Source organism: Brevibacterium sp. W7.2, assembly GCF_018137945.1.
GTDB lineage: Bacteria > Actinomycetota > Actinomycetes > Actinomycetales > Brevibacteriaceae > Brevibacterium > Brevibacterium sanguinis.
The window spans coordinates 733,469-759,284 of the sequence record NZ_CP073089.1; the positions used below are offsets into that span (position 1 = coordinate 733,469).

Annotated in this window: 24 protein-coding genes; 9 read left to right on the forward strand and 15 right to left on the reverse strand. The window is 69.2% G+C overall.

Translation table 11 applies throughout. The features are described 5' to 3' along the window. Window positions 1-59 precede the first annotated feature (59 nt). Window positions 60-707 carry a hypothetical protein gene (locus J9315_RS03165; RefSeq protein ID WP_198499611.1) on the reverse strand — a complete coding sequence of 216 codons (648 nt, stop codon included), beginning with the start codon at window positions 705-707 and terminating at the stop codon, window positions 60-62. 319 nt (window positions 708-1,026) lie between these two features. On the opposite strand from J9315_RS03165, the gene J9315_RS03170 reads away from it, so the two are divergent. The 4 genes from J9315_RS03170 to J9315_RS03185 all read left to right on the forward strand — a co-directional run bounded on the left by J9315_RS03170 (window position 1,027) and on the right by J9315_RS03185 (window position 4,069). After that, on the forward strand, window positions 1,027-1,509 hold the full coding sequence (locus J9315_RS03170) for a CarD family transcriptional regulator (protein ID WP_137825680.1): 483 nt from the start codon (window positions 1,027-1,029) through the stop codon (window positions 1,507-1,509). A gap of 11 nt (window positions 1,510-1,520) precedes the next feature. Then, window positions 1,521-2,432: a 2-C-methyl-D-erythritol 4-phosphate cytidylyltransferase gene (locus tag J9315_RS03175; RefSeq protein WP_349251978.1), complete on the forward strand. Its 912-nt coding sequence runs from the start codon at window positions 1,521-1,523 to the stop codon at window positions 2,430-2,432. Window positions 2,433-2,525: 93 nt separating this feature from the next. Beyond that, on the forward strand, window positions 2,526-3,005 hold the full coding sequence (gene ispF, locus J9315_RS03180; RefSeq protein ID WP_211978785.1) for a 2-C-methyl-D-erythritol 2,4-cyclodiphosphate synthase: 480 nt from the start codon (window positions 2,526-2,528) through the stop codon (window positions 3,003-3,005). Further along, on the forward strand, window positions 3,002-4,069 hold the full coding sequence (locus J9315_RS03185) for a hypothetical protein (protein WP_211978786.1): 1,068 nt from the start codon (window positions 3,002-3,004) through the stop codon (window positions 4,067-4,069). Before ispF ends, J9315_RS03185 begins: the two co-directional genes overlap by 4 nt. Window positions 4,070-4,129: 60 nt before the next feature. On the opposite strand, the gene J9315_RS03190 is transcribed toward J9315_RS03185, so the two are convergent. The 8 genes from J9315_RS03190 to J9315_RS03220 all read right to left on the reverse strand — a co-directional run bounded on the left by J9315_RS03190 (window position 4,130) and on the right by J9315_RS03220 (window position 10,927). Next, complete coding sequence (locus tag J9315_RS03190) at window positions 4,130-4,423, reverse strand: transcriptional regulator (RefSeq protein WP_249121010.1); 294 nt, start codon at window positions 4,421-4,423, stop codon at window positions 4,130-4,132. After that, a complete protein-coding gene (locus J9315_RS17415) occupies window positions 4,416-4,904 on the reverse strand; it encodes a hypothetical protein (RefSeq protein ID WP_249121011.1) in 489 nt (162 codons plus the stop codon). Before J9315_RS17415 ends, J9315_RS03190 begins: the two co-directional genes overlap by 8 nt. A 131-nt stretch (window positions 4,905-5,035) precedes the next feature. Beyond that, window positions 5,036-6,460, reverse strand: a complete 1,425-nt coding sequence (locus J9315_RS03195; RefSeq protein ID WP_349251975.1) for an amino acid permease — start codon at window positions 6,458-6,460, stop codon at window positions 5,036-5,038. 172 nt (window positions 6,461-6,632) lie between these two features. Next, window positions 6,633-6,998: a VOC family protein gene (locus J9315_RS03200; RefSeq protein WP_137825675.1), complete on the reverse strand. Its 366-nt coding sequence runs from the start codon at window positions 6,996-6,998 to the stop codon at window positions 6,633-6,635. 208 nt (window positions 6,999-7,206) lie between these two features. Next, window positions 7,207-7,878, reverse strand: a complete 672-nt coding sequence (locus J9315_RS03205; protein ID WP_211978788.1) for an MBL fold metallo-hydrolase — start codon at window positions 7,876-7,878, stop codon at window positions 7,207-7,209. Next, window positions 7,878-8,969: an S-(hydroxymethyl)mycothiol dehydrogenase gene (locus J9315_RS03210; protein ID WP_211978789.1), complete on the reverse strand. Its 1,092-nt coding sequence runs from the start codon at window positions 8,967-8,969 to the stop codon at window positions 7,878-7,880. The genes J9315_RS03205 and J9315_RS03210 overlap by 1 nt, the downstream gene beginning before the upstream one ends. A 258-nt stretch (window positions 8,970-9,227) precedes the next feature. Next, window positions 9,228-9,338: a methionine/alanine import family NSS transporter small subunit gene (locus J9315_RS03215; protein WP_211978790.1), complete on the reverse strand. Its 111-nt coding sequence runs from the start codon at window positions 9,336-9,338 to the stop codon at window positions 9,228-9,230. After that, on the reverse strand, window positions 9,338-10,927 hold the full coding sequence (locus tag J9315_RS03220; RefSeq protein WP_211978791.1) for a sodium-dependent transporter: 1,590 nt from the start codon (window positions 10,925-10,927) through the stop codon (window positions 9,338-9,340). The genes J9315_RS03215 and J9315_RS03220 overlap by 1 nt, the downstream gene beginning before the upstream one ends. A gap of 177 nt (window positions 10,928-11,104) precedes the next feature. Between J9315_RS03220 and cysS the strand changes: the two genes are divergently transcribed. After that, complete coding sequence (cysS, locus tag J9315_RS03225) at window positions 11,105-12,556, forward strand: cysteine--tRNA ligase (protein WP_211978792.1); 1,452 nt, start codon at window positions 11,105-11,107, stop codon at window positions 12,554-12,556. A 65-nt stretch (window positions 12,557-12,621) separates the two neighbouring features. After that, window positions 12,622-13,563: a 23S rRNA (guanosine(2251)-2'-O)-methyltransferase RlmB gene (rlmB, locus tag J9315_RS03230; RefSeq protein ID WP_211978793.1), complete on the forward strand. Its 942-nt coding sequence runs from the start codon at window positions 12,622-12,624 to the stop codon at window positions 13,561-13,563. Between the two features lie 91 nt (window positions 13,564-13,654). On the opposite strand, the gene J9315_RS03235 is transcribed toward rlmB, so the two are convergent. The 4 genes from J9315_RS03235 to J9315_RS03250 all read right to left on the reverse strand — a co-directional run bounded on the left by J9315_RS03235 (window position 13,655) and on the right by J9315_RS03250 (window position 18,564). Further along, on the reverse strand, window positions 13,655-15,139 hold the full coding sequence (locus J9315_RS03235; protein WP_211978794.1) for an amino acid permease: 1,485 nt from the start codon (window positions 15,137-15,139) through the stop codon (window positions 13,655-13,657). 288 nt (window positions 15,140-15,427) lie between these two features. Next, window positions 15,428-16,399 (reverse strand): SDR family NAD(P)-dependent oxidoreductase, encoded by a 972-nt coding sequence (locus J9315_RS03240; protein WP_249121012.1) that lies wholly within the window; start codon window positions 16,397-16,399, stop codon window positions 15,428-15,430. Window positions 16,400-16,554: 155 nt separating this feature from the next. Then, on the reverse strand, window positions 16,555-17,853 hold the full coding sequence (locus J9315_RS03245; protein WP_211978795.1) for a DUF4032 domain-containing protein: 1,299 nt from the start codon (window positions 17,851-17,853) through the stop codon (window positions 16,555-16,557). A gap of 3 nt (window positions 17,854-17,856) precedes the next feature. Beyond that, window positions 17,857-18,564: an ABC transporter ATP-binding protein gene (locus J9315_RS03250; protein ID WP_249121013.1), complete on the reverse strand. Its 708-nt coding sequence runs from the start codon at window positions 18,562-18,564 to the stop codon at window positions 17,857-17,859. 383 nt (window positions 18,565-18,947) lie between these two features. Between J9315_RS03250 and J9315_RS03255 the strand changes: the two genes are divergently transcribed. Further along, complete coding sequence (locus J9315_RS03255; protein ID WP_211978796.1) at window positions 18,948-19,928, forward strand: LacI family DNA-binding transcriptional regulator; 981 nt, start codon at window positions 18,948-18,950, stop codon at window positions 19,926-19,928. Then, window positions 19,925-21,013, forward strand: coding sequence for a LacI family DNA-binding transcriptional regulator (locus tag J9315_RS03260; RefSeq protein WP_211978797.1), 1,089 nt, complete (start codon window positions 19,925-19,927; stop codon window positions 21,011-21,013). Before J9315_RS03255 ends, J9315_RS03260 begins: the two co-directional genes overlap by 4 nt. Here J9315_RS03260 and J9315_RS03265 read toward each other — a convergent pair. Beyond that, the gene (locus J9315_RS03265) at window positions 20,961-21,959 is read right to left on the reverse strand and encodes a trehalose-phosphatase (protein WP_211978798.1); all 999 of its coding nucleotides are present in this window, start codon (window positions 21,957-21,959) and stop codon (window positions 20,961-20,963) included. The two genes, J9315_RS03260 and J9315_RS03265, sit on opposite strands and share 53 nt — an antisense overlap. Before the next feature lie 8 nt (window positions 21,960-21,967). Then, entirely contained in the window at window positions 21,968-23,635 is a 1,668-nt protein-coding gene (locus J9315_RS03270; RefSeq protein ID WP_211978799.1) for a trehalose-6-phosphate synthase, read from the reverse strand. A 65-nt stretch (window positions 23,636-23,700) separates the two neighbouring features. Here J9315_RS03270 and J9315_RS03275 point away from each other — a divergent pair, with 65 nt between their 5' ends. Continuing rightward, a complete protein-coding gene (locus tag J9315_RS03275; protein WP_211979247.1) occupies window positions 23,701-25,803 on the forward strand; it encodes a serine/threonine-protein kinase in 2,103 nt (700 codons plus the stop codon). Window positions 25,804-25,816: the final 13 nt, after the last annotated feature.

Consider the following 25,816-nt stretch of genomic DNA (forward strand, 5'->3'; position numbering starts at 1 on the left):
ATGGTGCGCGCCGGGAGATTCGGGCGTGCCGGGAGGCCGGTGCGGCCCGGCACGTGGCGTCAGCCGTTGGCGGCTGCGGTGCCTTCGGTCGCGGTCGTGCCCTCGGTCGACGTCGTGCCCTCGGTGCTCGCAGCACCTTCGGTCGGGGTCGAGGTCTCGGTGCCGGTGCCCTCGGTCGAGGTCTCCTCGGTGGCGTCGTCGGTCGGCACCGCCGACGGCGACTCCGACGGGAGGTACTCCTCGTAGTAGGGGAGGACGTTGGAGAGGACCTGGGTCTCGATGGTCTGCTCCTGGCCGCCCGTGGAGACGGTGACGTCGACGAGGTCACCGGGCTTTGCGTCGATGGGGTCGACGATGAGCTGCTCGCTGTCGGTCGACTGGGGGCTCTCGGGATCCTGGATGAAGGTCTCGCCGGCGGGAACCGACTCGGAGAAGGAGTCTCCGGAGACCGCGACCGTGACGTTGGCCGCCTCGGTGCCCTTGTTGATGAGCGTGAAGAACAGCTGGGCCGGGCCCTCGCCGCTCTCGTCCATGATGAGCAGGAGGCCGCGCACCTCGACGTCGCCGACCGTTCCCCACGCGCCGTCGCCGCCGTTGTAGCGGTACTCAGCCGTCTGCTGGGGGGAGATCAGGCTCGCGCATCCGCTGACGGGGATGACGAGCGCGAGGGCGGCAAGTGCGAGAGCTGCGCGGTTGTGCCGTTTCATTGTGCTCCTTGAAGTGGCAATACAAGATCCGTCTGTATACTACCCGGTTTTTGACCAGCTGTAGAACCTTGTCTGTGAACTTCCCGAGGCGCTGACGCCAACACGAGTTGCCCGGCTGACGACGTGGCCGACGGTGACGAAGACGACAACCTGACCGTTGTTCTCTGCGCGTCCGCTGGGAGGCCTGGGCCGCCTCGGCGAGATCCTGACGACTGCGGCCAAAAAGGCCGAGCCTAGCATGAGGAAACCCCATCCTGGACGATTTCTGTGGCGCGCCTCATGGTAAACTGGGATTCCGCGAAAGGGGTTTGAAGAGAATATGAGTTTCCAGGTCGGCGACACTGTTGTCTATCCACATCACGGTGCAGCGACAATCCAAGAAATCAGGCAACGAACCATCAAAGGTGAGGAGAAACTGTATCTCAAGCTCCAGGTCGCCCATGGTGACCTCGTCATCGAGGTCCCCGCGGAGAACTGCGATCTCGTCGGCGTCCGTGACGTCGTCGGCGAAGAGGGTGTGGAGAAGGTCTTCAACGTCCTGCGGGCGGAATTCGTCGAGGAACCCACCAACTGGTCTCGCCGGTACAAGGCGAATCTTGAGAAGCTGCAGTCCGGTGACGTGATCAAGGTCGCCGAGGTCGTCCGTGACCTCTGGCGCCGTGAACAGGACCGCGGACTGTCGACCGGTGAGAAGCGCATGCTGTCGAAGGCTCGCCAGATCCTCGTCTCCGAGCTCGCACTCGCGGAGAAGAAAGAGGAGTCCGAAGCCGAAGCGCTCCTCGACGAAGTGCTCGCGTCCTGAGCACCTGCGTCATCGTCCCGGCCGCAGGGTCGGGCACGCGCTTGGGGCACACCGAGCCGAAGGCCTTCGTCCAGGTGGACGGTCGCACTCTGCTCGCGCATAGTCTCGACGCCATCATCACCTCGGGAGTCGCCACCACGATCGTGGTCGCGGCTCCCGAGGTGTTTGTGTCCCTCGCCGAGGCGGAGGTCGCCGAAGTGCGCCGACGGTTCGCGGGGGGTGGCGGGTCTGGTCGGGTCGGTGGTGGTGCCGAGGCTGACGTGAGTGGCGGCAGCGGTGCGGGTGCCCACGAGAGCCGCGTCCGCCCGGGGCAAGTCGAGATCATCGTCGTCCCCGGTGGTGCCGACCGTGTCGAGTCCGTCGAGGCGGCCCTCACGGCAGCCGGTGACCCGGACATCGTCCTCGTCCACGACGCCGCCCGCGCGCTCACCCCGCCGGCGGTGTTCGACCGGGTGACCGATGCTGTGTCGTCCGGCGCCGAGGCGGTCGTGCCCGTCCTGCCCATGATCGACACCGTCCGCCGGGCCGAGGAGTCCCCGAGGCGGATCCCGCTCGACGATGACGCCGATCTCGAGCCGGATCCACCTCGGGAGCAGCCGGATCCACCTCGGGAGCACGCCGCCGATGTCGAAGTCCTCCGCGGCGACCTCGACCGGGGCAGTCTGCGGCGGGTCCAGACCCCGCAGGGCTTCACCGCCGAGACTCTGCGCCGCGCTCATGCGAGCTACCGTGAGGAAGTCCGGACACTCGGTGCCGGCGCCCGCGAGGCGACGGACGACGCGGGACTCGTCGAGCGCCTCGGCGTCGATGTCGTCGCGGTGCCCGGGGACGAGGAATCGCTGAAGATCACGTACCCGCTCGACCTCGTCCTCGCCGAGCACATCGCCCGCGAGCGCGGCCGGGCGCATCCCGCCTCGGTGTGAGAGCTCAGGCGTGCGCGCTGGCCGGCACCTATCCTGGAAGTCGACGACTGCCTCACCGCGCAGATGACTGCCTCACCGTTTAGGAGCCATGCGATGACCATTCCCCGGACCGGAATCGGTGTCGATGTCCATGCGTTCGCCGACGACCCTGACCGCGAACTCTGGGTCGCCGGCCTCCTGTGGCCGGGGGAGCGTGGCCTCGACGGCCATTCGGACTCCGACGTCGCCGCGCACGCGTGCTGTGATGCGCTCTTCTCCGCTGCCGGCATCGGCGACCTCGGTGCGCACTTCGGCGTCGATCGCCCGGAGTTCGCCGGAGCGTCCGGGGTGAGCCTCCTCGCCGAGGCGGCCCGACTCGTCCGCGCAGCCGGGTTCGAGATCGGCAACATCGCCGTCCAGGTCATCGGGAACCGCCCGAAGATCGGCAAACGGCGCAGCGAAGCGCAGCAGGCGCTGAGCCAGGCGGTCGGCGCCGAGGTGTCCGTGTCGGGGACGACGACGGATGCGCTCGGTCTCACGGGTCGCGGTGAGGGCGTGGCCGCGATCGCGAATGCGCTGGTGTACCGGCCATGAGAATCCTCTTCCAAGGTGCGGGCGCGGTCGGCCTCGCGGGCGCTGCGCTGCTCGGTCACCGGCACGAGACGGTCGTCGTCACCCGAACCCCGCTCGAGCGACCGCGGGCTGCCTATCCGCGGCGGGTGCGGTGGCTGGAGGCATTGAGCGAATCGGACACCGGGGAACCCGGCTGGAGTGTCACCGAGGTCGCCGCGACGAGGCGGGTGACGGTCACCGATTGGGCCGGCATCGACGACGCCAGCGGATTCCGGATCGCTGCGGCCGACGATGACACGGGCGCGTCGGGTTCCCTCGGGACCGGCGTCTCGGTGGCGCGGGCCCGCGCCGCTGCCCAGCACGGGAAGCGCACGCGCCGTCGCGTGCCGACGACGTGGGATCTCGTCGTCCTCACCACTCGACCGGGCGATCTCGACGCGGCGGTCGCCTCGGCGATCAGGGCCGTCGCCCCGCGGTGGCTGGCCATCACGAGCCAAGTCGACGGGGACGTCGACATCGCGAAGGGGCTCTTTCCCGGCGCCGAGGTCGTCGTCTTCTCCCCGGCGTTCCTCTCCGAACGGCTCGATGCCGGGTCCGGAATCGAGCACGGTCATGAGGTGCGGTTCTGGTCGCCGTTCGGGGCACCGGTCTTCCTCGCCGCCGGTCCGAAGCAACCGCTCCGCGCACTGGCGCGTGAGCTCGGTCCGGTCGTCATCACCGTGCCGCTCGACGTCCTCATCGCCTCACCGGCGCTCTTCATTCCGTACGTGGCGCAGCTGAGTGCCGGGGGAGGGAAGTGGGATCGGCTGCTCGATCATCTGCGGTTGCCGAGCGCTGCCGCCGCCGAGGCGGTCCGTGCCGTCACCGGAATGCCGGTGCCGGTCGTGCCGGCGGTCGCCCGCATGGTGCTCGAGGCTGCCGACCGGATCTCGCCGATCCCGATGCGTGAGTATGCCGGTCGCCATTTCGCCAGACACGAGGGCCAGACGCTCGCGATGCTCGACGGGTGGATCAGCGCGGCCCGCGAACACGAGGCATTGAGCGCGCTGGCCGATGAACTGCGGGAGCGCATTGGCGGGCGCTGAGAACTCAGCGCCCGCCGGGTAGGGACTGAAGCGTCAGTCCGGGCGAGTCGGGGGACGTCATCAGTCGTCGGCGTCGATGATGCTGCGCAGCGCGGCGAGGTGGGATCTGTAGGCGGAGAGACCCGCCGGTGTCAGCGACAGCCACTGCCGCGAGCGGCCGAGCCGGACGATGCTCGTCTCGTCGACGTAGCCTGCGTCGATGAGCTGTGACAGGTGCTTGCTCAGCGCCGATTTGGAGATGTCGAGGCGAGACTGGATCTCCCCGAATTCGATGCCCTTCGCCTGCGACAGCATTGCGCAGATGCGCAAGCGGATCGGGGCGTGGATGAGCGGATTGAATTCGGCGTCAGGCACTGCGGTGTCCTTTGCGCTTCGGCCAGTGCTTCTCGGCCGCGTCGAGGAGGACCGGGAGGAGGCAGAGAAGGCCAGCGATGATCGACCAGACACCGGACACGGTGTCTCTGTCATTGCCGAACAGTGACGCCACCACGGACGTCCCGCCGACAAGCAGCATCGCAATGCAGGCAAGTGTGAGGAGGACCTTCCACTGGATTCTGACGAATCGATACCCCTTCGGACACCACACATACCTCACGAGAAGAACGACCTGGACGACCATGGCAGCGGTGAGCGCGATGACCGCGCCGAGAGCGATCGCTGAACCGGGTGGTACCGCGAGGTTGGTCCAGGCGAAGCCGAAGTTCAAGGCTGCGCCGTACACGAGCAGCCACTTGGGGATGTGTCCGGAGGAGGTCTTCCTTTCCTCCCGGCGCGCAGCGAGGAGTGCTCGGCGCGCCTCTTCTCGGTCGTGGTCTGAGGTCTGTTGTGTTTCCATAGAGGAAACTCTACATCAATGTTTCCATGATGGAAACACAAAGAACGGCCCCGCACCGCGCTGACTGCGCGGTGCGGGGCCGACTCGAGGACCACCTCGGCGACGAGGACCGACTGATGCCCCTCTGACGGTCATACCTCGGCGACGATGCCCTTCGCCCGCTTGCGGCGGGTCACGGCGATGCCGATGAGGTAGAGGGCGGCGGTGAAGATGAGCGTGCCGATGATCTGGGTGCGGACAGATTCGACGGTGAGGCCGAGGATGATGATGACGGCGATGCCGGCCAGTGCCGCGTACGTCAGCCAGGGGAACAGCCACATCTTCAGCGGCAGCGGGGTGCCGGCGGCCTCGGCGCGGCGGCGGAGGATGAGCTGCGAGACGAGGGTGGCGACCCACGTGACGATGAGCGTCGAGCCGACGATCTGGAGGAGGATGCCGAGCACCTCGGCGGCCCAGAAGTAGTTGAGGGCGACGGCGATGAAGCCGAAGACGGACGTCGCGAGGACCGCGGCGACGGGAACGCCGCGCCGGTTCGTGCGGCCGAGGCCGGACGGCAGCATCGAGCGGCGGGCCATCGAGAACGACATCCGGGAGGCACCGTAGATGTTCGCGTTCATCGACGACAGCAGCGCGATGACGATGACGGCGGCGAGGAGGGAGGCGATGAACGGCAGGCCCGCGGTGTCGAGGACGGCGACGAACGGCGAGTCGGCGAGGCGGGGATCGGTCCAGTCGAGGACGAGGACGATGATCGCCACCGAGCCGATGTAGAGGAAGAGGATGCGCCAGACGATCGTCTTGATCGCCTTCGACACCGAGCGGCTGGGGTCGGAGGTCTCGGCGGCGGCGACGGCGACGATCTCGATGCCGCCGAAGGCGAACGCGACGACGAGGAGTCCGGCGGCGACACCGGGGATGCCGGTGGGCATGAAGCCGTCGGCGAAGATCTCGGTCGGGGGAGCCGCCGGGGTCCAGCCGAGGAGGTGGGCGATACCGAGGACGACGAAGAGCGCGACGAAGGCGACCTTGATGAGGGAGAACCAGAACTCGAACTCGCCGAAGCTGCCGGAGGTCGTGAGGTTGATCGCGGTGAAGACGACCATGATGATGAGCGCGAGCACCCACTGCGGAACCGACGGGAGGTAGCCGGCGACGATCTGTGCGGCGGCGGTCGCCTCGGCGGCGACGACGAGGCACAGCTGAACCCACCACAGGGCACCGACGGCGAACGCGGCGGCCGGGCCCATGGCCTTGCCGGCGTAGTGGGAGAAGGCGCCGGGGTTCGGGTCGGCGGCGACGAGCTCGCCGAGCGCCCGCATGACGAAGATGACGATGAGGCCGGCGACGACGTAGGACACGAGGACCGCGGGCCCGGCGGCCTGGACTCCCGCCCCGGAGCCGACGAAGAGGCCGGCGCCGATCGCCGAGCCGAGGCTCATCATGACGAGGTGGCGGGGCCGCATTCCGGCCTTGAGGCCGGAGCCGTCGGGGGTGGGCTGAGGGCTGGTGTAGGCGGAGTCGGCGGTCACCGGCGACTGCGAATGTGAATCAGGCACCAGAGCAGTCTAACGGGCGCAGGGTGATGCCCGTCTCACGGGGTGGGGTGTGCCACGGTGATCCGTCGTTGTGGTGTAAGGGGTGTTGGGCTCGGTCGTCGTGGACTGTGTGCGGGGCTCAGTCGTCCCGGACGTCAGGCGGGACTCAGTCGTCCCGGACGTCTGGTGGAGGTCAGTCGTCCTGGAGGTAGACGAGGCCGTTGCCGTCGGGGTCGGTGAACGAGAACATCGGCGGGACGCCCGGCCACCGCAACACCTCGTCGTTGTGGATCGTCACGCCGGCTGCCGAGATGCGCTCGTGCGCCTCCTCGGCGTCGGGTGTCTCGAGGCGGATGGCGACGGGGATCTGACTGCCCTGCGGGATGAGGACGATCGCGATGTCCGACCCGGGCGGAGCCACCTCGACGATCCGATTGCCGGGCATCGGCTCACCGTCGTAGGTCACCGAGCATCCGAGGACGTCGGTGTAGAAGCGGGTTGCCTCGTCGAGGTCGCTGACGGGGACGGAGACGCTGATGATTCTGCTCGTCTTGGCCATGAGACCAGTGTGGTCGACGCACCGCGCGGTGTATAGGGGTGTGCGCGGCGGGACTGCCGCGTGTGCGACGGGACTGCCGTGCATCGCGCAGGTCTGACGCGGGCTGAATGCCGAAGCGCCGCGACACCGTTTCAGCGGCGTCGCGGCGCTTCGGCAGCCGGGCGGAGTCTTCGGGCACTGCGTCGTCGGGCACTCCGCTGGAGGAAACTCAGCTCCCTCGCTTGATCCACTCCTCGAGGCTCGGCTTCTCCGCCTCGATCGACGTCGACTCGCCGTGGCCGGTGAGGACGATCGTCGGATCGGGCAGAGCGAAGAGCCGGTCCCTGATCGACTCGATGATCGTCTCGAAGCTCGAATGCGACCGCCCCGTCGCTCCGGGACCACCGTTGAAGAGCGTGTCCCCGGAGAAGAGCACCGGCCCGACCGCGGACCCCGCCCCCGCCGATGCGGGAACCGGCAGCCCGGTCTCGATGAAGAAGCTCGTCGACCCGGGGGAGTGACCCGGCGTGTGCAGCGCCCTGATCGTCACCCCGCCGACCCGCCACGTGTCGCCGTCGGAGATCTGCCCCTCGGGACGGTAGCCCTCATAGGTCATGTCCCAGAGCACGTAGTCATCCGGGTTGAGGTAGATCGTCGGATTCCCCACCCGGCTCGCGAAGTCACGGACAACGCCGACATGGTCGTCATGACCGTGCGTGAGGAGGATGGCCTTGACCTCTCTCGGTCCGACCGCCTCGGCGATGGCATCGACATCATGGGCGGGGTCGATGACGATGACCTCCGACTGATCCCCGACGATCCAGACGTTGTTGTCGACATCCCAGGTCCCGCCGTCGAGCGAGAACGTCCCGGACGTTACGACATGATCGATCCCAGCCATCAGACCTCCACCACCGATCGCAGCACGGTTCCCTCTTCCATCTTCGCGAACGCCGCCTCGACGTCGCCGATGCCGATCCGCTCGGTGACGAACTTCTCGAGCGGCAGTCGCTTCTGCTCATAGAGGTCGACGAGCATCGGGAAGTCGCGCTCGGGCAGGCAGTCGCCGTACCACGACGACTTGAGACTGCCGCCGCGACCGAACACGTCGAGCAGCGGCACGGTGAGCTCCATCTCCGGGGTCGGCACACCGACGAGGACGACGGTGCCGGCGAGATCGCGTCCGTAGAACGCCTGCCGCCACGTCTGCGGCCGACCGACCGCGTCGATGACGACGTCGGCGCCGAAGCCGTTCGTCCGCTCCTGGATCGCGGCGACGACCTCGTCCTCGCTCATCCCCTTCGTGTTCACGGTCTCCGTGGCGCCGAGCTCCTTCGCCCACTCGAGCTTCCGGTCATCGATGTCGAGGGCGATGATCGTGCCCGCCCCGGCGAGGAAGGACCCGGCGATCGCCGCGCAGCCGACTCCGCCGCAGCCGATGACCGCGACCGACTTGCCGCGCGTGACGCCGCCGGTGTTGATCGCCGCACCGATGCCGGCCATGACTCCGCACCCGAGCAGACCGACGACCGCCGGATCCGACTCATCGACCTTCGTGCACTGGCCGGCGGCGACGAGCGTCTTCTCCGCGAACGACCCGATCCCCAGGGCCGGGGTGAGTTCGGTGCCGTCGGTGAGCGTCATCTTCTGCTCGGCGTTGTGCGTGTTGAAGCAGTACCACGGCTCCCCGCGCTTGCACGCGCGGCACTCGCCGCACACGGCGCGCCAGTTGAGGATGACGAAATCGCCGACCTCGACGTTCGTCACCCCCTCGCCGATCTCCGAGACGACCCCGGCCGACTCGTGTCCGAGGAGGAACGGGAAGTCATCGCTGATCCCGCCCTCGCGGTAGTGGAGGTCCGTGTGGCAGACCCCGCACGACTGGACGTCGACGACGACCTCACCGGGGCCGGGATCGGGAATGACGATGTCGGTGAGCTCGACCGGTGCGCCCTTGCTGCGTGCGATGACGCCCTTGACAGTCTGTGGCATTGCGCCTCCTAGGGGTGATCGGTGCGCGACCGCGACGGCTGCGCGCCGATGGGGGTTCGTACGCTGCCCACCCTAACCACGCGACGCAGCCTCCGACCACCGCGTCCGCATCGTGTGACGACAGCGCGACCTCCGTGGGATCGGCGTGCGCAGGTGCCTGTCGCCGAGGTGGGGTGACGTGTGCGCGCATGCGAAGCGGGGCGCCTCCCGAGGATGGGAGACGCCCCGCTGGCGCGGATCACATGCGTGAGTGGGTGATCAGTCGACGTCGGTGTCCGGATGCCTGCGCAGGTGCACGATCGCTGCGGCGAGCCCGCCCCAGACCGTGACCATCGCGATGATCATCATGATGACGGCTGACGGTTCCATCAGTTCCCTCCTCGTGTGGTCTCATCGGCGGCATGCCGACCGGTGTGGTGGCCCTTCTGCTCCTCGGCGACGGAATCGGCGATCGCCGCGTCCGCCTCCTCGATCGTCTTCCTCGGCCACTTGATGAGCGAGAGGACGACCGCGATGACGATGAGCAGCGCGATCATGCCCCAGCCGAAGACGCCGATGACGAGCGCCGGGTATTCCTCGTAGCCCTCGGTGGCGTAGGTGATGATCTGGGAGATGAGCATGTACGCGAGCACCAGAGCGGTGACACCGCCGAGGATGATCATCCAGAACCAGCCCACCTTGAAGCTCGAGATCGCATTGAGGTGATCGCGCAGCACGGGCAGCTTGCGGGCGAACCAGCCGACGACGATGAGTCCGACGACGGCTGCGCCGACGATGCCGATGTTGTTGGCGAAGGCATCCATCGTGTCGAGCACGTAGAGGGCGGTGACGGTCGACATGAGCAGGATCGAGATGATCGCCATGGCGCCGCCGACGAGGAGGATCGAGGCCTTGTTGCCGATCCCGAACTTCTCGCGCAGCGCCTGGATCGGCACCTGGACGATCGAGATGAGCGAGGTGAGGCCGGCGAAGACGAGGCATGCGAAGAACGCGAAGCCGAAGAGTCCGCCGCCGGGCATCTCGGAGATCAGGGTCGGGAAGGCGACGAACGCCAGCCCGATGCCGCTGGTCGCGACGTCCGAGACCTGCGAACCCGACGCTGCGGCCATGAAGCCGAGGGCGGCGAAGACGCCGATGCCGGCGAGGATCTCGAAGCCCGAGTTCGAGAACGCGACGACGAGGCCGGAGCCGGTGAGGTTCGTCTTCCGCTTGAGGTACGACGCGTACGTGATCATGATGCCGAACGCGATCGACAGCGAGAAGAAGATCTGCCCGTAGGCCGCGATCCACACCGTGGGATCCGACAGTGCGGAGAAGTCCGGGGTGAACAGCGCGTTGAGGCCCTCGGCCGCGCCGGGCAGGAACAGCGCGCGGATGACGAGCGCGAGGAAGAGGATGATGAGCAGCGGGATGAAGATCTTCGAGAAGCGGGCGATGCCTGCCTGCACGCCGCCGAGGAGCACACCGAGGGTGATCACCCAGACGACGATGACGAGGATGAGGATCATCGGCACGAACTCGAAGGAGACGCCCGGATCGCCCATCTGGAGGAAGCTGCCGAAGAAGTAGGTCTCCGCGTCATCGCCCCACGCCTGGTTGAGCGAGAAGAACATGTACGCCCCGGCCCAGCCGATGATCGCGGCATAGTAGATGCCGATGACGACGGCCACGCCGGTCTGGAACCAGCCGATCGGCTCGGCGACCTTCGTCGCCATGCGGAACGCCAGCGGCGCCGAGCCGCGGGAGCGGTGGCCCATCGCGTAGTCGAAGAAGAGCAGCGGGATGCCCGCTGTCAGCAGTGCGACGAGGTAGGGGATGATGAAGGCGCCGCCGCCGTTCTCATACGTGACATACGGGAAGCGCCAGATGTTGCCGAGGCCGACTGCCGAGCCGATGGCCGCGAAGATGAACGCGCCGCGGGTGGCGAAGACCTCCCTCTGGGGTGTGGTGGTAGACATGATGACCTTTCGTAGTTCACCGCCGGGAGGCGACGATGCCTCCTGCTTGCGGATGATCGACTTCCATTTTACTGGGAATTGCTTGTGAGTGGTGGTGCGCATCACGTGTCGCGGGTCACAATTCAGCACCGAATGGTCTCGGTTCGGGAGTGATCCATCCCCGGTAGACTTGGGCGGGTGACTATCGCCTTGTACAACACCGCCACCCGCACGACCGAAGATCTCCGGCCCGTCATCGACGGCCACGTCGGGATCTACGCGTGTGGTGCCACGGTGCAGGGCGAACCCCACATCGGGCATCTGCGGTCTGCCTCGGTCTTCGACGTGCTCCGACGCTGGCTGCTCTACCGCGGCTACGACGTCACCCTCATCCGCAATGTCACGGACATCGACGACAAGATCCTCTCGAAGTCCGTCGAAGAAGGACGGCCCTGGTTCGCCCACGCCTACCTCTACGAGCGCGCCTTCACCGCTGCCTACGACGCCCTCGACGTCCTCCCGCCGAGCTACGAGCCCCGGGCCACCGGCCACATCACGGAGATGCACGAGCTCATCAGCCGCCTCATCGAGGCCGGGCACGCCTACCCCGCGCTCGACGACAGCGGGGACGTCTACTTCTCGACGACCTCGTGGCCCGACTACGGGGAGCTGACGAACCAGCAGCTGGCGGACATGGAGCCGGCCGAGGACTCGGACATGCGCGGGAAGAAGGATCCCCGGGACTTCGCGCTGTGGAAGGCGCACAAGCCCGGCGAACCGGAGACCGCCTCATGGCCGTCCCCGTGGGGACGCGGCCGCCCGGGCTGGCACATCGAATGCTCGGCGATGTCGACGAAGTACCTCGGGTCGCACTTCGACATCCACGGCGGCGGCCTCGACCTGCGCTTCCCGCACCATGAGAACGAACTCGCCCAGTCCCGCGCCGCCGGTGACGAGTTCGCCAACATCTGGATGCACTCGGGCCTGCTCAACGTCGGCGGGGACAAGATGTCGAAGTCGCTCGGCAACTCCGTCTTCGCCTCCGACCTCTTCGCCCGCTTCAGCCCGCTCGCGGTGCGCTACTTCCTCACGAGCGCGAGCTACCGCTCCGTGCTCGAGTACTCGCCCGAGGCGATGGAGCGCCAGACCGCCTCACTCGAGCGACTCTCGAACTTCCTCGACCGGGCCCGGCAGGCGCTCGGGGATAAGACACCGCCGCTGCCGAACGTCGCAGCCGCCTACCGCGACCGCATCATCGACGTCCCCGTCGAGTTCGCCGCCGCCCTCGACGACGACCTCGGCGTGCCCCGCGCGCTGTCCGTCGTCTTCGCCCGCGTCACCGAGGGGGCGAAGCTCCTCGACGCCGGTTCCGACAAGCCGGAGCTGGCCCGGATCGTCGCCGAGGTGGAGCTCATGCTCGACATCCTCGGCGTCAACCCCAGCGCCGAGGTGTGGGGCAGTGCCGACGGCAGCGCCCCGGCCGCCGCCGCCCTCGATGCGCTCGTCGGCGACCTCGCGAGCAAGCGGATCGCGGCGAAGGCGGAGAAGGACTATGCGCAGGCCGATGCGATCCGCGATCAGCTCGCCGCCGCCGGTGTCGCGATCGAGGACACGACCGACGGTTACCGTTACCATCTCAAGAACAGCTGAGACCGCGGACGCGCCCGGGCAGGCCCGGGCACCGCACCCAGCACCGACGAACCAAGAGGACTGACATGGCTTCCAACCCACGCTCCGGCGGGTCGAAGAAGAAGGGCCCGCCCAAGGGATCCGGCGGCAAGCACCGCCGCAGCCTGCAGGGCAAGGGGCCCACGCCCAAGGCCGAGGACCGCGTCTACCACAAGGCGCACAAGGCCGCGCAGGCGAAGCGGGCCGCCAACGCCTCGGCGCAGGCGAAGCGGAAGAAGAAGGAGCTCGGGCCGAACATGGTCGCCGGGCGCAACTCCGTCGTCGAAGCACTCCGTGAGGAGGTGCCGGCGACCGCGCTCTACGTGGCCAGCCGCATCGACTCCGACGACCGGGTCAAAGAGGCGATCAAGCTCGCCTCGGCCCGCGGCATCTCGATGCTCGAGGCCAGCCGCTCCGACCTCGACCGGCTCACCGACGACGCGATCCACCAGGGCATCGCCCTGCAGATCCCGCCGTATGACTACGCCGATCCCCGCGACCTCCTCGAGTTCGCCGCCGACCGGGGCGAGGCTCCGCTCATCGTCGCCCTCGACGGCATCACGGATCCGCGCAACCTCGGCGCGATCGTCCGCTCCGTCGCGGCCTTCGGCGGGCACGGGGTCATCATCCCCGAACGCCGCGCGGCATCGATGACGGCGGCGGCCTGGAAGACTTCCGCCGGGGCCGCCTCGCGGATCAAGGTCGCGCAGGTCGTCAACCTCGCCCGCGCGATCGACGAGCTGAAGAAGCAGGGCGTCTTCGTCGTCGGCCTCGACATGGACGGCGACGTCGACCTGCCCGAGCTCACCTTCAGCAACGACCCGCTGTGCATCGTCGTCGGCTCCGAGGGCAAGGGCCTCTCACGCCTCATCGCCGACAAGTGCGACCAGATCGTCTCGATCCCGATCGCCGCGACGACCGAATCGCTCAACGCCGGCATCGCCGCAGCCGTGAGTCTCTACGAGGTCGCCCGCGCCCGTCGGGCGTGAGCGTTTTCAGCCACCGCCCGGGCGCTGCCGGCCCTCTGGGCGCCGAGCAGATGCGCCCTTCGGGTGACCGCCGCAAGGGTGAGAGCGTCCCTCAGGCGTCGAGGCTCGTGCGGTAGTCCTGCTCGCTCATCGCGCCGACCCGGGAGTGGCGGCGGCTGTAGCCGAAGTAGATGAGCGCCCCGACGAGCATCCAGATGCCGAAGACCGCCCAGGTCACGCCGCCGAGGTTGAGCATGAGGAACGCACAGGCGAGTGCGCCGAGCACGGGGATCGTGTACCCCAGCGGTGCCTTGAAGGTCCGCTCGAGCTGCGGCTTCGTCACGCGCAGGTAGATGACGGCGACGTTGACGAGGCAGAACGCGAAGAGCGTGCCGATGCTCGTCGCGTTCGCGAGCTCGCCGAGCGGGATGAGCGCCGCGGTGATCGCGACGAGGGTGCCGGTGACGAGCGTGCCGACGAGCGGAGTGCCGGTGCGCGGGGAGACGACGCCGAAGAGGCGCGGGACCATGCCGTCGCGCGACATCGTCAGCAGGATGCGCGACTGTCCGTAGAGGACGGTGATGACGACGGAGAAGATCGCGAGCACCGAGGAGGCGGCGAAGAGGAAGACCGCGAAGTTCGACTGCGTGATCTCATGGACGATCTGGACGAGCGGAGCCGTCGAGGTCTCGAACCACTCCCACTCCCTGGCGCCGATCGCGGTGACGGCGACGAGGACGTACATCGTCGTGACGATGACCATCGAGAGGATGATCGCCCGCGGCAGATCCCGCTTCGGGTTCTTCGCCTCCTCACCGGCGGTCGAGGCGGCGTCGAAGCCGATGTAGGAGAAGAAGACGACCGAGGCCGCCGCCGTGACTCCGGCCGCGCCCATCGGCAGCAGCGGTTCGAAGTTCCCGGCCTGGAACGCGGTGAACGCGACGATCGAGAAGAAGACGAGGATGCCGATCTTGACGAACACGATGATCGTGTTGACGATGCCGGACTCCTTCGCCCCGCGCATGAGCAGGATCGTGGCGAGTGCCACGACGATGAGGGCGGAGAGATTGATGACCCCACCGGGCTGCTCGGGCCCCGAGGCGAGTGCCGGGGGCAGCTCGAGTCCGAAGATCCGCAGCGTCTCGTTGACGTAGTCGGCCGCACCGACGGCGACCGCGGCGACGGACACGGCGTACTCGAGGACGAGGCACCACCCGCAGACCCAGGCCACGCCCTCGCCGAGAGTCGCGTACGTGTACGAGTAGCTCGACCCCGAGACGGGCACCATGCCCGCCATCTCCGCGTAGCTGACGGCCGAGAGCAGTGCCGTGACACCGGCGAGGATGAACGCGATCCACACCCCGGGCCCGGCGATCGGCACGGCCTCGCCGAGGATGACGAGGATGCCGGTGCCGAGCGTCGCGCCGACGCTGATCATCGTCAGCTGGAAGACACCGAAGGTGCGCCGCAGCTCCTTCGAGTTCGCATCCTCGGTGTCCTTGATCATGCTCGTGATCGACTTGCGTCGTCCCAATTGGCGGACGATTCCTGTGCCCTGCCCCGACGGTGGGGCAGGCGTGTGCTGCGGAGAACTCATTGAGCCATTGTCACATGTCGTTCACAGGCCGCTGACACCGAGGTTTGATCGTGATCGGGGTGAACCGCCTCACACCTGGGACGACGCCCGCAGTGGACGGGTTCGATGAGGTTCAGATCACATTCGCCGAGGCGGTCGGACCGATCCGGTCAGGCAGGGTGTGGTCCGTGGAGAGTGACGCAGGGGGTCGTCCTGGGGTGATCGTGCAGGGAGCGTCGTACCGGACGGCCGTCCGGCGAGGGACTGGCGGGGCAGTGGTGGTGGACGGGCGGTTCCGGAGGGATGGGCTCACACGTCGGGGGTGAACCGTCCGTCGTGGGCCATCCAGCCGCCGTCGACGAGCTGGGAGGTGCCGGTCACGTACGAGGACGCGTCGGAGGCGAGGAAGAGAACCGGTCCGGCGATCTCGTGGAGGCGGCCCCACCGGCCCAGCGCCGTCTTGTCCGCGTAGGCCTCCCACCACGTCTCGTCGGCTTTGATCTGCTGCGTCAGGGGAGTGTCGAACGGGCCGGGGAGGATCGCGTTGACCCGCACGCCATCGGGGCCGAGTTCGCTCGCGAGCGTCTTCGTCAGCTGGACGACCCCGGCCTTCGCCGCCGCGTAGAGGCCCTGGCCCGGTTCGACGGTGAGCGCTCTGAACGACGCGTAGGTGACGATCGACCCGCGCCCGCGCTGCGCCATCTGCGCGCCGAACCCGCGCATCAGCCGGTAGGTGCCCTTGAGGTTGATGTCGATGACCCGATCGAACTCGTCGTCGGTCGTCGCCGTCAGGCGTTTGCGGACGTTCGCCCCGGGGGTGATGACGAGGACCTCGGCATCAGGGTGGGCGGCGACGAGCGCGTCGACGGATGCCGGGTCGGTGATGTCGACGACGGCGGCCTCGGCGCTGCCCCGGTCCTCCCCGCGGGCGCCGTCCGAACGGGCATCGCCGGCCCCGCCCTGTGTGTCAGCCGCGTGCGCGCCGAGCCCGTGTCGCCCGCCGCCCGAACCGGCCCCGCCGGCCGTGTCGTCGTGTCGGCCCGCACCGTCGTGCCGGCCCGTGCCGGTGCGCTCGGTGATGAGGCGGACGGTCTCGGCGGCGCCGTCGGCATTGAGGTCGGCGGCGATGACGTGGGCGCCGGCATCGGCGAGGCCGAGCGCGCTCGCCTGCCCGAGCCCGGACCCGGCACCGACGACGACGGCGGTGCGCCCGCTGAGGTCGAACAGCGAGGGGATCGACGGATTGGCCGCGTTCGTCGGCATGGTGGGATCCGGGGTCATCGGAGGTCCTTTCCGTCCGGCATCGTCGCCGGTCAGGGTGCGGTGGTGCGCGCCCGCGAGGTGCCTGCCCGCGGGTGCCGTTGCGCTCACCCTAGTTCACCTCACCGAGGTTCGCCCTGCCGTCCGCGTCACCGCCGCCGCGTCCGCGGGGCACCTCACCGCGGTGGGGGCTGGACGTACCGGGATTCGTCGGGCAGCTTCGCGAGATCGTCCATGATGAAGTACGCGATCGCCTCCCGCAGCGGGATGTCGCGCTGTCGGGCGTGGGCCATGACCCGCCGGCGCTCGGCGAACTCGTAGAAGATCTGGCCTGCTTCGAGCTTGTTCATCAGGCTCTCCGGGATCGCCCCGAAGAGCGGCTTGTAGACCTCGTCGAGCCAGATCCGCGCGGCCTCCTCCTCGCTCAACTCCGCATGGTGCTCACCCGAGCCGTGCGCACCCCCGGTGAACCCGGGAGCCGTCCGGTACGAGTCGAGGTCGTTGAGCATCGCCCGCGCCTGGTTCTCGTTCGCCCCGATCCCCGTCAACCGCAGCAGGCGCCGGGAATGGTGGTTGGGTTCGACGACCTTCGGTTCGACGAGGAGGCTGACCCCGTCGAGGTCCGTCGTCACCGTGAGCTCGCCGAGGTCGAAGCCGAGGTCGTTGAGCCGGCGGATCCGCTCGTCGATGCGCCACCGTTCGTTGACGGAGAACTCCTCGACCCGGGTGAGCTCGGCCCACAGGCCGTTGTACGCCTCATAGAGGCGGTCGCCGGCGGCGAGCGGATCGACCGAGGCCTCGATGAGCCCGGCGGCCTGGAGGTCGAGGAAGTCCCCGGCGATATTCGTCCGCGCGATCCGCAGATCCATCTCCCGCTGCCCGTCGGAGAGGCGGTCGTGGAGCTCCCCGGTCTCGGCATCGACGACGTACGCGGCGTAGGCGTCGGCGTCCCGCCGGAAGAGCGTGTTCGACAGGGAGACATCGCCCCAGTAGAACCCGACGAGGTGGAGCCGGGCGAGCAGCACGGCGAGGGCGTCGACGAGGCGACCGGCCGTGTCCTCAGCCAGTGACCGGGAGAACAGCGCCCGGTACGGCAGGGAGAAGTCGAGGTGCGAGGTGACGAGCGCCCCGGGCAGCGGTTCGCCGTCGGGGGTGCGGCGGCCGGTGATGTAGGCCCGCGGTTCGACGCTGGGCACGTCGAGGTTCTCGAGCACGCCGAGGATGTCGAACTCCCGCAGCGCCTGCCGGTCCTCGGTCTCCTTGATCGCGAGCACCTCGGCGCCGTTCTCGATGAACCGGACGATGTGCCGGGAGATGCCACGGGGGATCCCGCCGATGATGTCGGCCGGCCAGTCCTCGAGCGGGAGCTCCCAGGGCAGGTCTGCGAGCGCCGCCTGGTCGGCGGGGTCGATGGTGTGGATGAGCGGGCCGGTCTCGGTCGGGGGAGTGGCCGATGCGCCCGGGGAACCGGGCACGGCTCAGACCTCCGGGTCGGCGGCCGAGGCGACGAGCGCCTCGGCGACTTCGGGCTTCTCCACGCCGATGAGCCGACCGCGGTCGAGGAAGGCGATGCGGTCGCCGAGGACCTTCGCGTCCTCGAGGTTCGACGTCGCATAGAGCGTCGTCAGCCCGAAGTCCTGCTGGAGGTCCTTGATGAGGCGGATCGTGTCGGCCTGGTGCTCGGGCACGAGGTTGACGACGGGTTCGTCCATGATGAGGACCTTCGGCTGGCGCACGACCGCGCGGGCCAGGGCGATCGTCTGCCGCTGGAGCGGGGAGAGATCACCGGGAACGGCGTCGAGGAGGTCGTGCAGCCCGATCGTCGCGGCCACGGATTCGACGCGGGCGGCGATCTCCTCGGCGGGCAGGCCGTCGACGCGGAGGGCGAACCCGAGGTTGTCGCGCACGCTCATGTGCGGGTAGAGAGCGTAGGACTCGAGCGCCAGCGTGACATCGCGGTCGTTGACCGCCGCATGCGTGACGTCGACGCCGTCGATGAGGATCGTGCCCGACTTCGGTGCCTCGAGTCCGTGGAGCATCCGCAGGATCGTCGACTTGCCCGACCCGGACGGGCCGTAGAGGACGAGGAACTCGCCGTCGTCGATGAAGAGATTGAACGGATGGACCGAGGGCGACACGGTGTTCTCATACACGTGGCTGAGACCGTTCAACGACACTGTTGACATGCCAACTCCTTCTCCATCGATCGTGAGCAGATGATCGCCGGTTCCCCGGCGGAGTTGCCCAACACCCACCATCCTATGCGGTGCGCGCAGGGGGGAGATAGGAAATTCGACACGGCGTAGAGTGATTCTCAGCACTGTGACAGGCCCCGCCCGTCCGCCTGAGGGCGGGCTGAACGCGGCCAGGTGCCTTGTCGGGAATCAGGCGGACCGGCGTGCGCTCCGGGAAGGCCCCCGCGCCGAGGTGGTGCCCGGGTACCCACGACTGTGTCCCTGCGTGCGGGGCGCGGTTCTCTGCACGGTTCCGGGCACGACGCCCATGGTGGTCGGCAGGGCGGCCCCGGCGCAGTTCCCGGTGGGCCGGCCACTGACCGTACACTCGCGGTATGAGGGTCACACTGGAGGAGGTCGCCGCCCGGGCGGGAGTGTCGCTGGCGACGGTCTCGCGGGTCATCGGGCGCCGCGGCACCGTCGCAGCGACGACGCGCACCGCCGTCCTCGAGGCGATGGACGCCCTCGGCTATACCCGCTCGACGCTGCTGCCCGATGCGCCGCGGCGGCTCGTGGCCGTCGGCGCCCCCGGCAACCCCGAGTACTGGCAGACGCAGGTGTGCACCCGGGTCGCCACCGCCCTGCAGGACCGCGGCCTGCTCATCACCCGCCCGCCGGTGGAGACGGAGTCAGCCCCGCTCGACCTCGCGATCGCGGCCGGTGCCGTCGCCCTCGTCACCCCGACGCTGACCTCCCTGGAGACGACGATCCCCTGCATCCGCGTCGACGAGCAGTCGGCCGGCGGCGGGGAGAACGCCAGCGGCGACATCATCGCCGCCCGCCTCGACCTCGGCGGGGGAATGACGACGGCGTTCGAGCATCTGCGGGCGATCGGCCACCGCCGCATCGGACTGATCTGCAACGACACCGGCGAGCTCGCCGCGCAGCTGATCAAGCGGTTCCTCGCCGAACACCCCGCACGCTCCTTCGGTCTGCCGCTCGAGGACTGGATCGCCCCGGTGCCGAAGTCGTTCTCCGGCGGGTCGCGGGCGGTCCTCGAACTCAAGGACGCCACGTGCACGGCCGTCATCGTCCAATCGGCCCTCCAACTCCACGGGGCGCTCTACGGGCTGCGCAACCGGCACCTCCAGGTGCCCCGCGACATGTCGCTCGTCGGCTTCGGGGACTCCCCGACGATGAAGTTCACCGGCCCACCGGCGACCGTGCTCGGCATCGACGTCGACGGTCTCTCCACCGCCCTCATCGACGCCACCCTGAGCACGCTCAAGCTCACCGATGCGCCGCTGCCGTCGGTGCCGCCCGTCTTCCGTCCCCGCCTCCTGGCCAGGGGCTCGACCGCGGCGGCCCGGCAGTGAGCGCCGGTCAGTCCCGGCAGGTCCGCCTCGCCGACATCGCCGACCTCGCCGGAGTCTCGAAGGCCACGGTCTCCCGGGCCCTGCGCGACCCGCAGGCCGTCTCCGGGCCGTCCCTGGCCGCGGTCCGGCAGGCGCTCGCGGTCCTCGGCGTCGAGGTCCCGGCGGCGGAGTCCGCCGCGGTGCCCCTCATCGCGCTCGTGCGCCCTGCCGCCCCGGCCGGCAACGTCGACCCGTACACGCATCTCTTCGAGATCCTCACCAACCGGATGTTCGCCCAGGGCATCGCCGTCGTCCACGTCGAAGCCGAGGCCGACCGCCTCGACCAGCTCACCGAGTCCCTCCTCGGACCACCCCGCGATGACGCCGGGCCAGCGGCCGCCGGGGCGTCCGCGCTCGGTTCCACGCGGACGGCGGGCCCGCAGATCGCGGGGGCGATCGTCCTCGGCGGGGGTGCTGCCGGAGCGCTCGCGGCCCGGCTCTCCGGGCGGGGACTGCCGCTCATCCGCGTCTCGAACGCCCGGCACGGCGACGGTCTCTCACGGATCATCCTCGACGCCACCGACGGCATCGCCACCGCCGTCCAGCATCTCGTCCACCTCGGGCATCGGCGGATCGGGCTCGCGGTGCTCCGGGACACGGCGGCGGCCGCGCGCATCGCGGGATTCCGGAAGTCGATGGCCGCGGTCCTTCACATCCCGGCGACCCGCGATCAGGCCCCCGTCGTCGAAGCCGCAGGCGGGCCGATGGCCGGAGTCGCGGCCGCCGAGGAGCTCCTCGACATCGGCTGCACCGCCGTCATCGCGTGTGCCCCGTCCCTGTCGTTCGGCATCCTCGAGGCGGCTGCGCGGGCCCGACTCGATGTGCCCCGGGACCTCTCACTGCTCACGGTCGGCGACATGCCCGACGCCGATGTCATCGCCCCGCCCCTGTCCCAGGTCAGCTACGACTGGGAGACGGTCGCGGCATCCGCTCTCGACGAGGTGCTCGCGATGATCGCGAATCCCGGCAACGCGGCGCGGGTCGACTACTCCGTCACCCCTGATCTCGTCCTGCGGGCGAGTGCGGTTCCCCCGCAGCGGCGGTGAACCCGCGCCGCTGCTCGGCGAGCCGGGTGAGCAGCGCGGCGACGGCGTCGGGATCGGCGACGCGGAACTCGGCCTGCGTCGGCGCCTCCCCGACCTTGATGCCCACCCCGGTGAGCTCGTCGTCCATGTCGGCCAGTTCCGCGAAGGCGTCCTCGTCGGTGATGTCATCGCCGAGGTAGAGCGCGGCGGTCGGGTCGACGGCGCCGACGAGGGCGCGGATGCCGGTGCCCTTCGTCGCCTGACTCACGGCGAGTTCGGTGATGTCGTGGCCTTCGATGACGCGGATGCCCCCGTGCTCGGACTGGACGGCGACGACGTGGGTGCGCAGCTCCTTCGCCAGTCCCGGCGCCATGCCCCGGGTGTGGACGGTCCGCGAGTACGGCTTGTACTCGATGCGCAGGTCGAAGCCGTCGCGGTCGCTGACCCGGGCGAGCTCGGTGAGGTGGTCATCGATCGCGGCGAGCAGAGCGGTCTCGTCGTTGGTCAGGGCGCTCGCCTCCGCGGCCCGCTGCTCGGCTGCCGCCTCGTCATCGCCGTCCTCGGCGTTGTCGATGCTCACCTCGGTGCTGGGAGCCTCCGTCGGAGTCGCGCCTGCATCGTCACTGCCGTCGCCGAGGTCGATCTCCGCCCCGTGGGAGCCGACGACCATCGTCTCCGGCGGGGGAGAGGCGAGCCGGCGCAGCGTCTCGACGTCACGACCGGAGACGAGGGCGAGCTGGGTGCGCGGCAGCCCGGCGAGCTCGGCGATCGCCTCCGCCGAGGCGGGCACCACCCGGCTGCGGGACGGATCGTCCTGCAGGGGAGCGAGCACCCCGTCGAAGTCGAGGGCGACGAGGAGGACGTCCGCCTCGGCGAGGGGGCGCAGATCGATCTCGCCGGGATCGACGAGCGGGGGCACGAGTGGATCGGAAACGGCAGGCGGCATCGAGGTCGAGTCCGAGGTCACGGGGTCTCCTAAGTCGCGGAACGGGATTCAGGGGCGGGCGGCGGCTGCTCGGCGCTCGACGCCGGTGCGGCGGGTCGGGCCGTCGATGCCGTGGCCGACGACGTCGATGCCGTCGGGGTCGACGCGGGAGCCGCTGCCACGGGAGTCACGGGCACCGCCTCGGGGGCCGGCGGCTGGGCGGCAGGACGCCCCGCGGTCGCCGGACGGTCCGGGACGACGGCCTCGGGGTTGGCGCGGATGGCTTCGAGCTCGCCGAGGAAGCGCTTCGACCAGGCGGTCACGGTGTCGGTCTTGACCTTCTTGCGCATCTGCCGCATCCGCCGGGCCCGGGCCTTCGGGTCCATGGTGACGGCCTCCATGATGCCGGCCTTGAGGTTGCCGATGTCATGCGGGTTGACGAGGACGGCGCCGGCGAGCTGCTCGGCGGCACCGGCGAACTCCGAGAGGACGAGCGCGCCGTCGTCGTCGAGGCGGCACGCGACGTACTCCTTGGCCACGAGGTTCATGCCGTCGCGCAGGGCGGTGACGAGCATGACGTCGGCGGCGATGAAGAACGCCGTCATCTCATCGCGCGGATAGGAGTGGTGGAGGTAGTGGACGGCGATCGTGCCGATGTCGGCCTGTTCGCCGTTGATCCGGCCGACGGCGAGTTCGACGTCATGGCGGATGAGCTTGTACTGCTCGAGGCGCTCCCGCGAGGGCGTGGCGATCTGGATGAGGACGACGTCCTCGACGTTGAGCCGGCCTTCGGCGAGGAGCTCTCCGTACGCCTTGAGGCGGTGCCGGATGCCCTTCGTGTAGTCCATCCGGTCGACGCCGAGCATGATGACCTTCGGGTTGCCGACCTCCTCGCGGATCTGGGCGGCGCGCTCGATGATCGCCGGATTCCGGGCGAGCTCCTCGAGGTAGGGGGTGTCGATCGAGATGGGGAACGCCTCGGCGCGGACGAGATGCGCGGGCAGTTCGTCACCGGCGGGGACGGTGACCGTCGACCCCTTCGTCTGGAAGCCGAGGCGACCGCGCACCGCGCGCCGGAAGTTCGCCGCATCCGCGGGCCGCTGGAAGCCGATGAGGTCGGCGCCGAGGAGGCCGCGGAGGATCTCGTCGCGCCACGGCAGCTGCGCGAAGAGCTCGAACGGCGGGAACGGGATGTGGTTGAAGAAGCCGATCTCGAGGTCCGGGCGCATCCGGCGCACGAGCTGTGGGACGAGCTGGAGCTGGTAGTCGTGGACCCACACGGTCGCGGACTTCGCCGCCACCTCGGCGACCTTGGCCGCGAAGCGCTCATTGACCCGCACATACGCATCCCACCACGTCCGGTGGTACTCCGGCGGGGCGATGACGTCGTGGTAGAGGGGCCACAGGGTGGCGTTGGAAAACCCTTCGTAGTACCTGAGGACATCCTCATTTGTCAGCGTCACGGGGATGAGGTGCATGCCGTCGATGTCGAAGGGCTCGAACTCGACGTCGGGCACACCGGTCCAGCCGATCCACGCCCCCTCCTGCGCCTTCATCACCGGGGCCACCGCTGTGACCAAACCTCCTGGTGAAGTGCGCCATTCCCGGTCCGGGTCGCTGGCGTCGCGGTCGACGGGAAGCCTGTTGGCCACGACGACGAAATCGCTGTCGCCGTACGTGTCCGCAGTCGCGTTTTCAGTGGCGTCGACGGTGCTCATCTGCGCCTCCTCATGTGTCGTTGCTTGGAACGAACTCTACTCGCTCGACTACCCTTGTGACCGTGATGGTTCAGGATCTGGGAGGCTACCGCCTCATCGAGGAGCTCGGCTCGGGCGGCATGGGTGTCGTCTACCTCGGTGTCGACGGCGGCAACAATCCTGTGGCCGTCAAAGTCCTCCACCCGCACATCGCCGGCGACGAGACCGCGCGCAAACGGCTGGCCCGGGAGGTGCGCACGCTGCGGCGGATCCGCCACCCCCGCATCGCCGAGGTGCTCGACGCCGAACTCGACTCCGCGCAGCCGTTCATCATCACCGAATTCGTCGACGGTCAGACCCTGTCCGACGATGTCCGGGAGAACGGTCCCTTCGCCGAGGACGAGCTCGTCCACTTCGGCCATGCCCTGCTCGACGCCCTCGGCGCCGTCCACGACTCCGGTGTCATCCACCGCGACCTCAAACCCGCGAACGTCATGATCATGGACGGCGAGCCGATGGTCATCGACTTCGGCATCGCCCAGGTCGCGGACGAGGTGCGGGTGACGGCCACCGGGCTCGTCATGGGCACCCCCGGCTACCTGTCCCCGGAGATCGCCGACGGCAAGGCCTCGAGCGAGAAGACCGACTGGTGGGGGTGGGCTGCGACGATGGCGTTCGCGGCGACCGGGCGCAACCCGTACGGTGCCGGCCCCCTCGAGGCGGTGCTCGGTCGCGTCGCGATGGGCAAGTTCGATCTCGACGACACCCCCCGCAACTTCATCCCCCTGCTCAAGGCGTGCCTCGATCCGAAGCCGGAGCGGCGCCCGAGCGGTCAGATGATCCTCGACGCGCTCGTCGACATCGAGTCGGGCCGGCCCCCGCAGCTCGGTTCGGGATCCGGTCAGGGCTCCGTGCAGCGCACCGCCGTCATGCCGGCCGTCGAGGACACCGCTGAGGGACGCGGGTCGCTGCGCGGCGGGTACCCCGGCGGGGCTGCGGCTGCTGGCGGTGCGGCGGCTGTCGGTGGGGCTGCGCTCGGGGCGGCTGCCGGCGGGATGGGCTCCGGTGGTGCCGGCAATCCGCCGACGCGGATCGCCGACCCCGCCGCCTTCGCCCAGGGCGCCGGTCAGGGTGGCCAGCCGTTTGCGGGACAGGGACGCGCCCCCGGTCAAGGGCAGCTCAATCACGGACAGTTCAGTCAGGGGCAGTTCAACCAGGGGCAGCCCGGTCAAGGACTGCTCAGGCAGGGCCAGCCCAACCAGGGCCAGCCCAACCAGGGCCAGGTCAACCCAGGGCATCCCGGTCAGATGCCGGGGCAGATGCGCGGACCGCTGTCCTCCCCGCAGGGACAGCCGCAGATGCGACAGCCTCTCGGACAGCACCCCGGTCAAGGTGGGGCGATGCGCCAGGCGACCGCCGGGCCGATCCACAATCCCAACGGGGCGATCCAGGTCGGCCCCGGCTCGCAGATGGCCGGTACTGACATCGGCAGCCGGCAGGGACCGGGCGCGGGTCACGGCGGCCCCGGCCCTGCGGGTGGACCTTCCGGCGACGTGTCCGGCGGACCGGACAATCCGCCGTGGGCGCCGATGACGTATCGGTCGGTGCGCACCGGCGGCTGGGTCGTCTTCGCCCTCGTCGTCTTCGCTGTTGCCATCACCCCGCTCAGCCCGCTCGTCATCACGGCCTTCGCCTTCGCGTGGTCGGTGCTCGCCCGCACCGCGACGCGGCTGGACCACAAGGTCCAGAAGTACCGGTACGAACGCGGCGAGGACGGCGGGGGCACGCTGCGGTCGGTCGCCTCGGCGCCGGGAGCCCTGCTGGCCTCCGTGCTCACCTCCGTCGCGACGTTCCTGCTGCCGGCGGTCGCCGGCATCGCCATGCTCGTCCTCACCCGCCTCGACGTCGCCGGCATCGTCCCCGGCGAGCTGTCCGAGCAGTGGTCGGTGTGGGCGGCGGCCGCGGCCGGGGCGCTCGTGCTGTGGATCGGGCCGGGCGCGGCGAGCCTGCGCTACGGGTCGCGCCTCCTCGTCAGCGGGGCCACCCGCAGCGGTCTCGGTCGGCTCATCGCTCTCGGGGTCATCGCTGTGCTCATCGTGCTCGCGATCATGGTCATCACCTCGGGGGCGGCGATGAACTGGTGGCCGCTGCCGGAAAGCCCCTTCACCTACCTGCCCGGCCCTGTGTGAGCGTGGGATGACC

Excerpts from the sequence above, each read along its gene's own strand:
- J9315_RS03165 (WP_198499611.1), bottom strand. The coding sequence starts at position 707 with ATGAAACGGCACAACCGCGCAGCTCTCGCACTTGCCGCCCTCGCGCTC.
- J9315_RS03240 (WP_249121012.1), bottom strand. The coding sequence starts at position 16,399 with ATGACCCCGGATCCCACCATGCCGACGAACGCGGCCAATCCGTCGATC.
- rlmB (WP_211978793.1), top strand. The coding sequence starts at position 12,622 with ATGGCTTCCAACCCACGCTCCGGCGGGTCGAAGAAGAAGGGCCCGCCC.
- J9315_RS03205 (WP_211978788.1), bottom strand. The coding sequence starts at position 7,878 with ATGGCTGGGATCGATCATGTCGTAACGTCCGGGACGTTCTCGCTCGAC.
- ispF (WP_211978785.1), top strand. The coding sequence starts at position 2,526 with ATGACCATTCCCCGGACCGGAATCGGTGTCGATGTCCATGCGTTCGCC.
- J9315_RS03200 (WP_137825675.1), bottom strand. The coding sequence starts at position 6,998 with ATGGCCAAGACGAGCAGAATCATCAGCGTCTCCGTCCCCGTCAGCGAC.
- J9315_RS03170 (WP_137825680.1), top strand. The coding sequence starts at position 1,027 with ATGAGTTTCCAGGTCGGCGACACTGTTGTCTATCCACATCACGGTGCA.
- J9315_RS03185 (WP_211978786.1), top strand. The coding sequence starts at position 3,002 with ATGAGAATCCTCTTCCAAGGTGCGGGCGCGGTCGGCCTCGCGGGCGCT.
- J9315_RS03220 (WP_211978791.1), bottom strand. The coding sequence starts at position 10,927 with ATGTCTACCACCACACCCCAGAGGGAGGTCTTCGCCACCCGCGGCGCG.
- J9315_RS03235 (WP_211978794.1), bottom strand. The coding sequence starts at position 15,139 with ATGAGTTCTCCGCAGCACACGCCTGCCCCACCGTCGGGGCAGGGCACA.
- J9315_RS03275 (WP_211979247.1), top strand. The coding sequence starts at position 23,701 with ATGGTTCAGGATCTGGGAGGCTACCGCCTCATCGAGGAGCTCGGCTCG.
- J9315_RS03255 (WP_211978796.1), top strand. The coding sequence starts at position 18,948 with ATGAGGGTCACACTGGAGGAGGTCGCCGCCCGGGCGGGAGTGTCGCTG.
- J9315_RS03270 (WP_211978799.1), bottom strand. The coding sequence starts at position 23,635 with ATGAGCACCGTCGACGCCACTGAAAACGCGACTGCGGACACGTACGGC.
- J9315_RS03250 (WP_249121013.1), bottom strand. The coding sequence starts at position 18,564 with ATGTCAACAGTGTCGTTGAACGGTCTCAGCCACGTGTATGAGAACACC.
- J9315_RS03215 (WP_211978790.1), bottom strand. The coding sequence starts at position 9,338 with ATGGAACCGTCAGCCGTCATCATGATGATCATCGCGATGGTCACGGTC.
- J9315_RS03210 (WP_211978789.1), bottom strand. The coding sequence starts at position 8,969 with ATGCCACAGACTGTCAAGGGCGTCATCGCACGCAGCAAGGGCGCACCG.
- J9315_RS17415 (WP_249121011.1), bottom strand. The coding sequence starts at position 4,904 with ATGGAAACACAACAGACCTCAGACCACGACCGAGAAGAGGCGCGCCGA.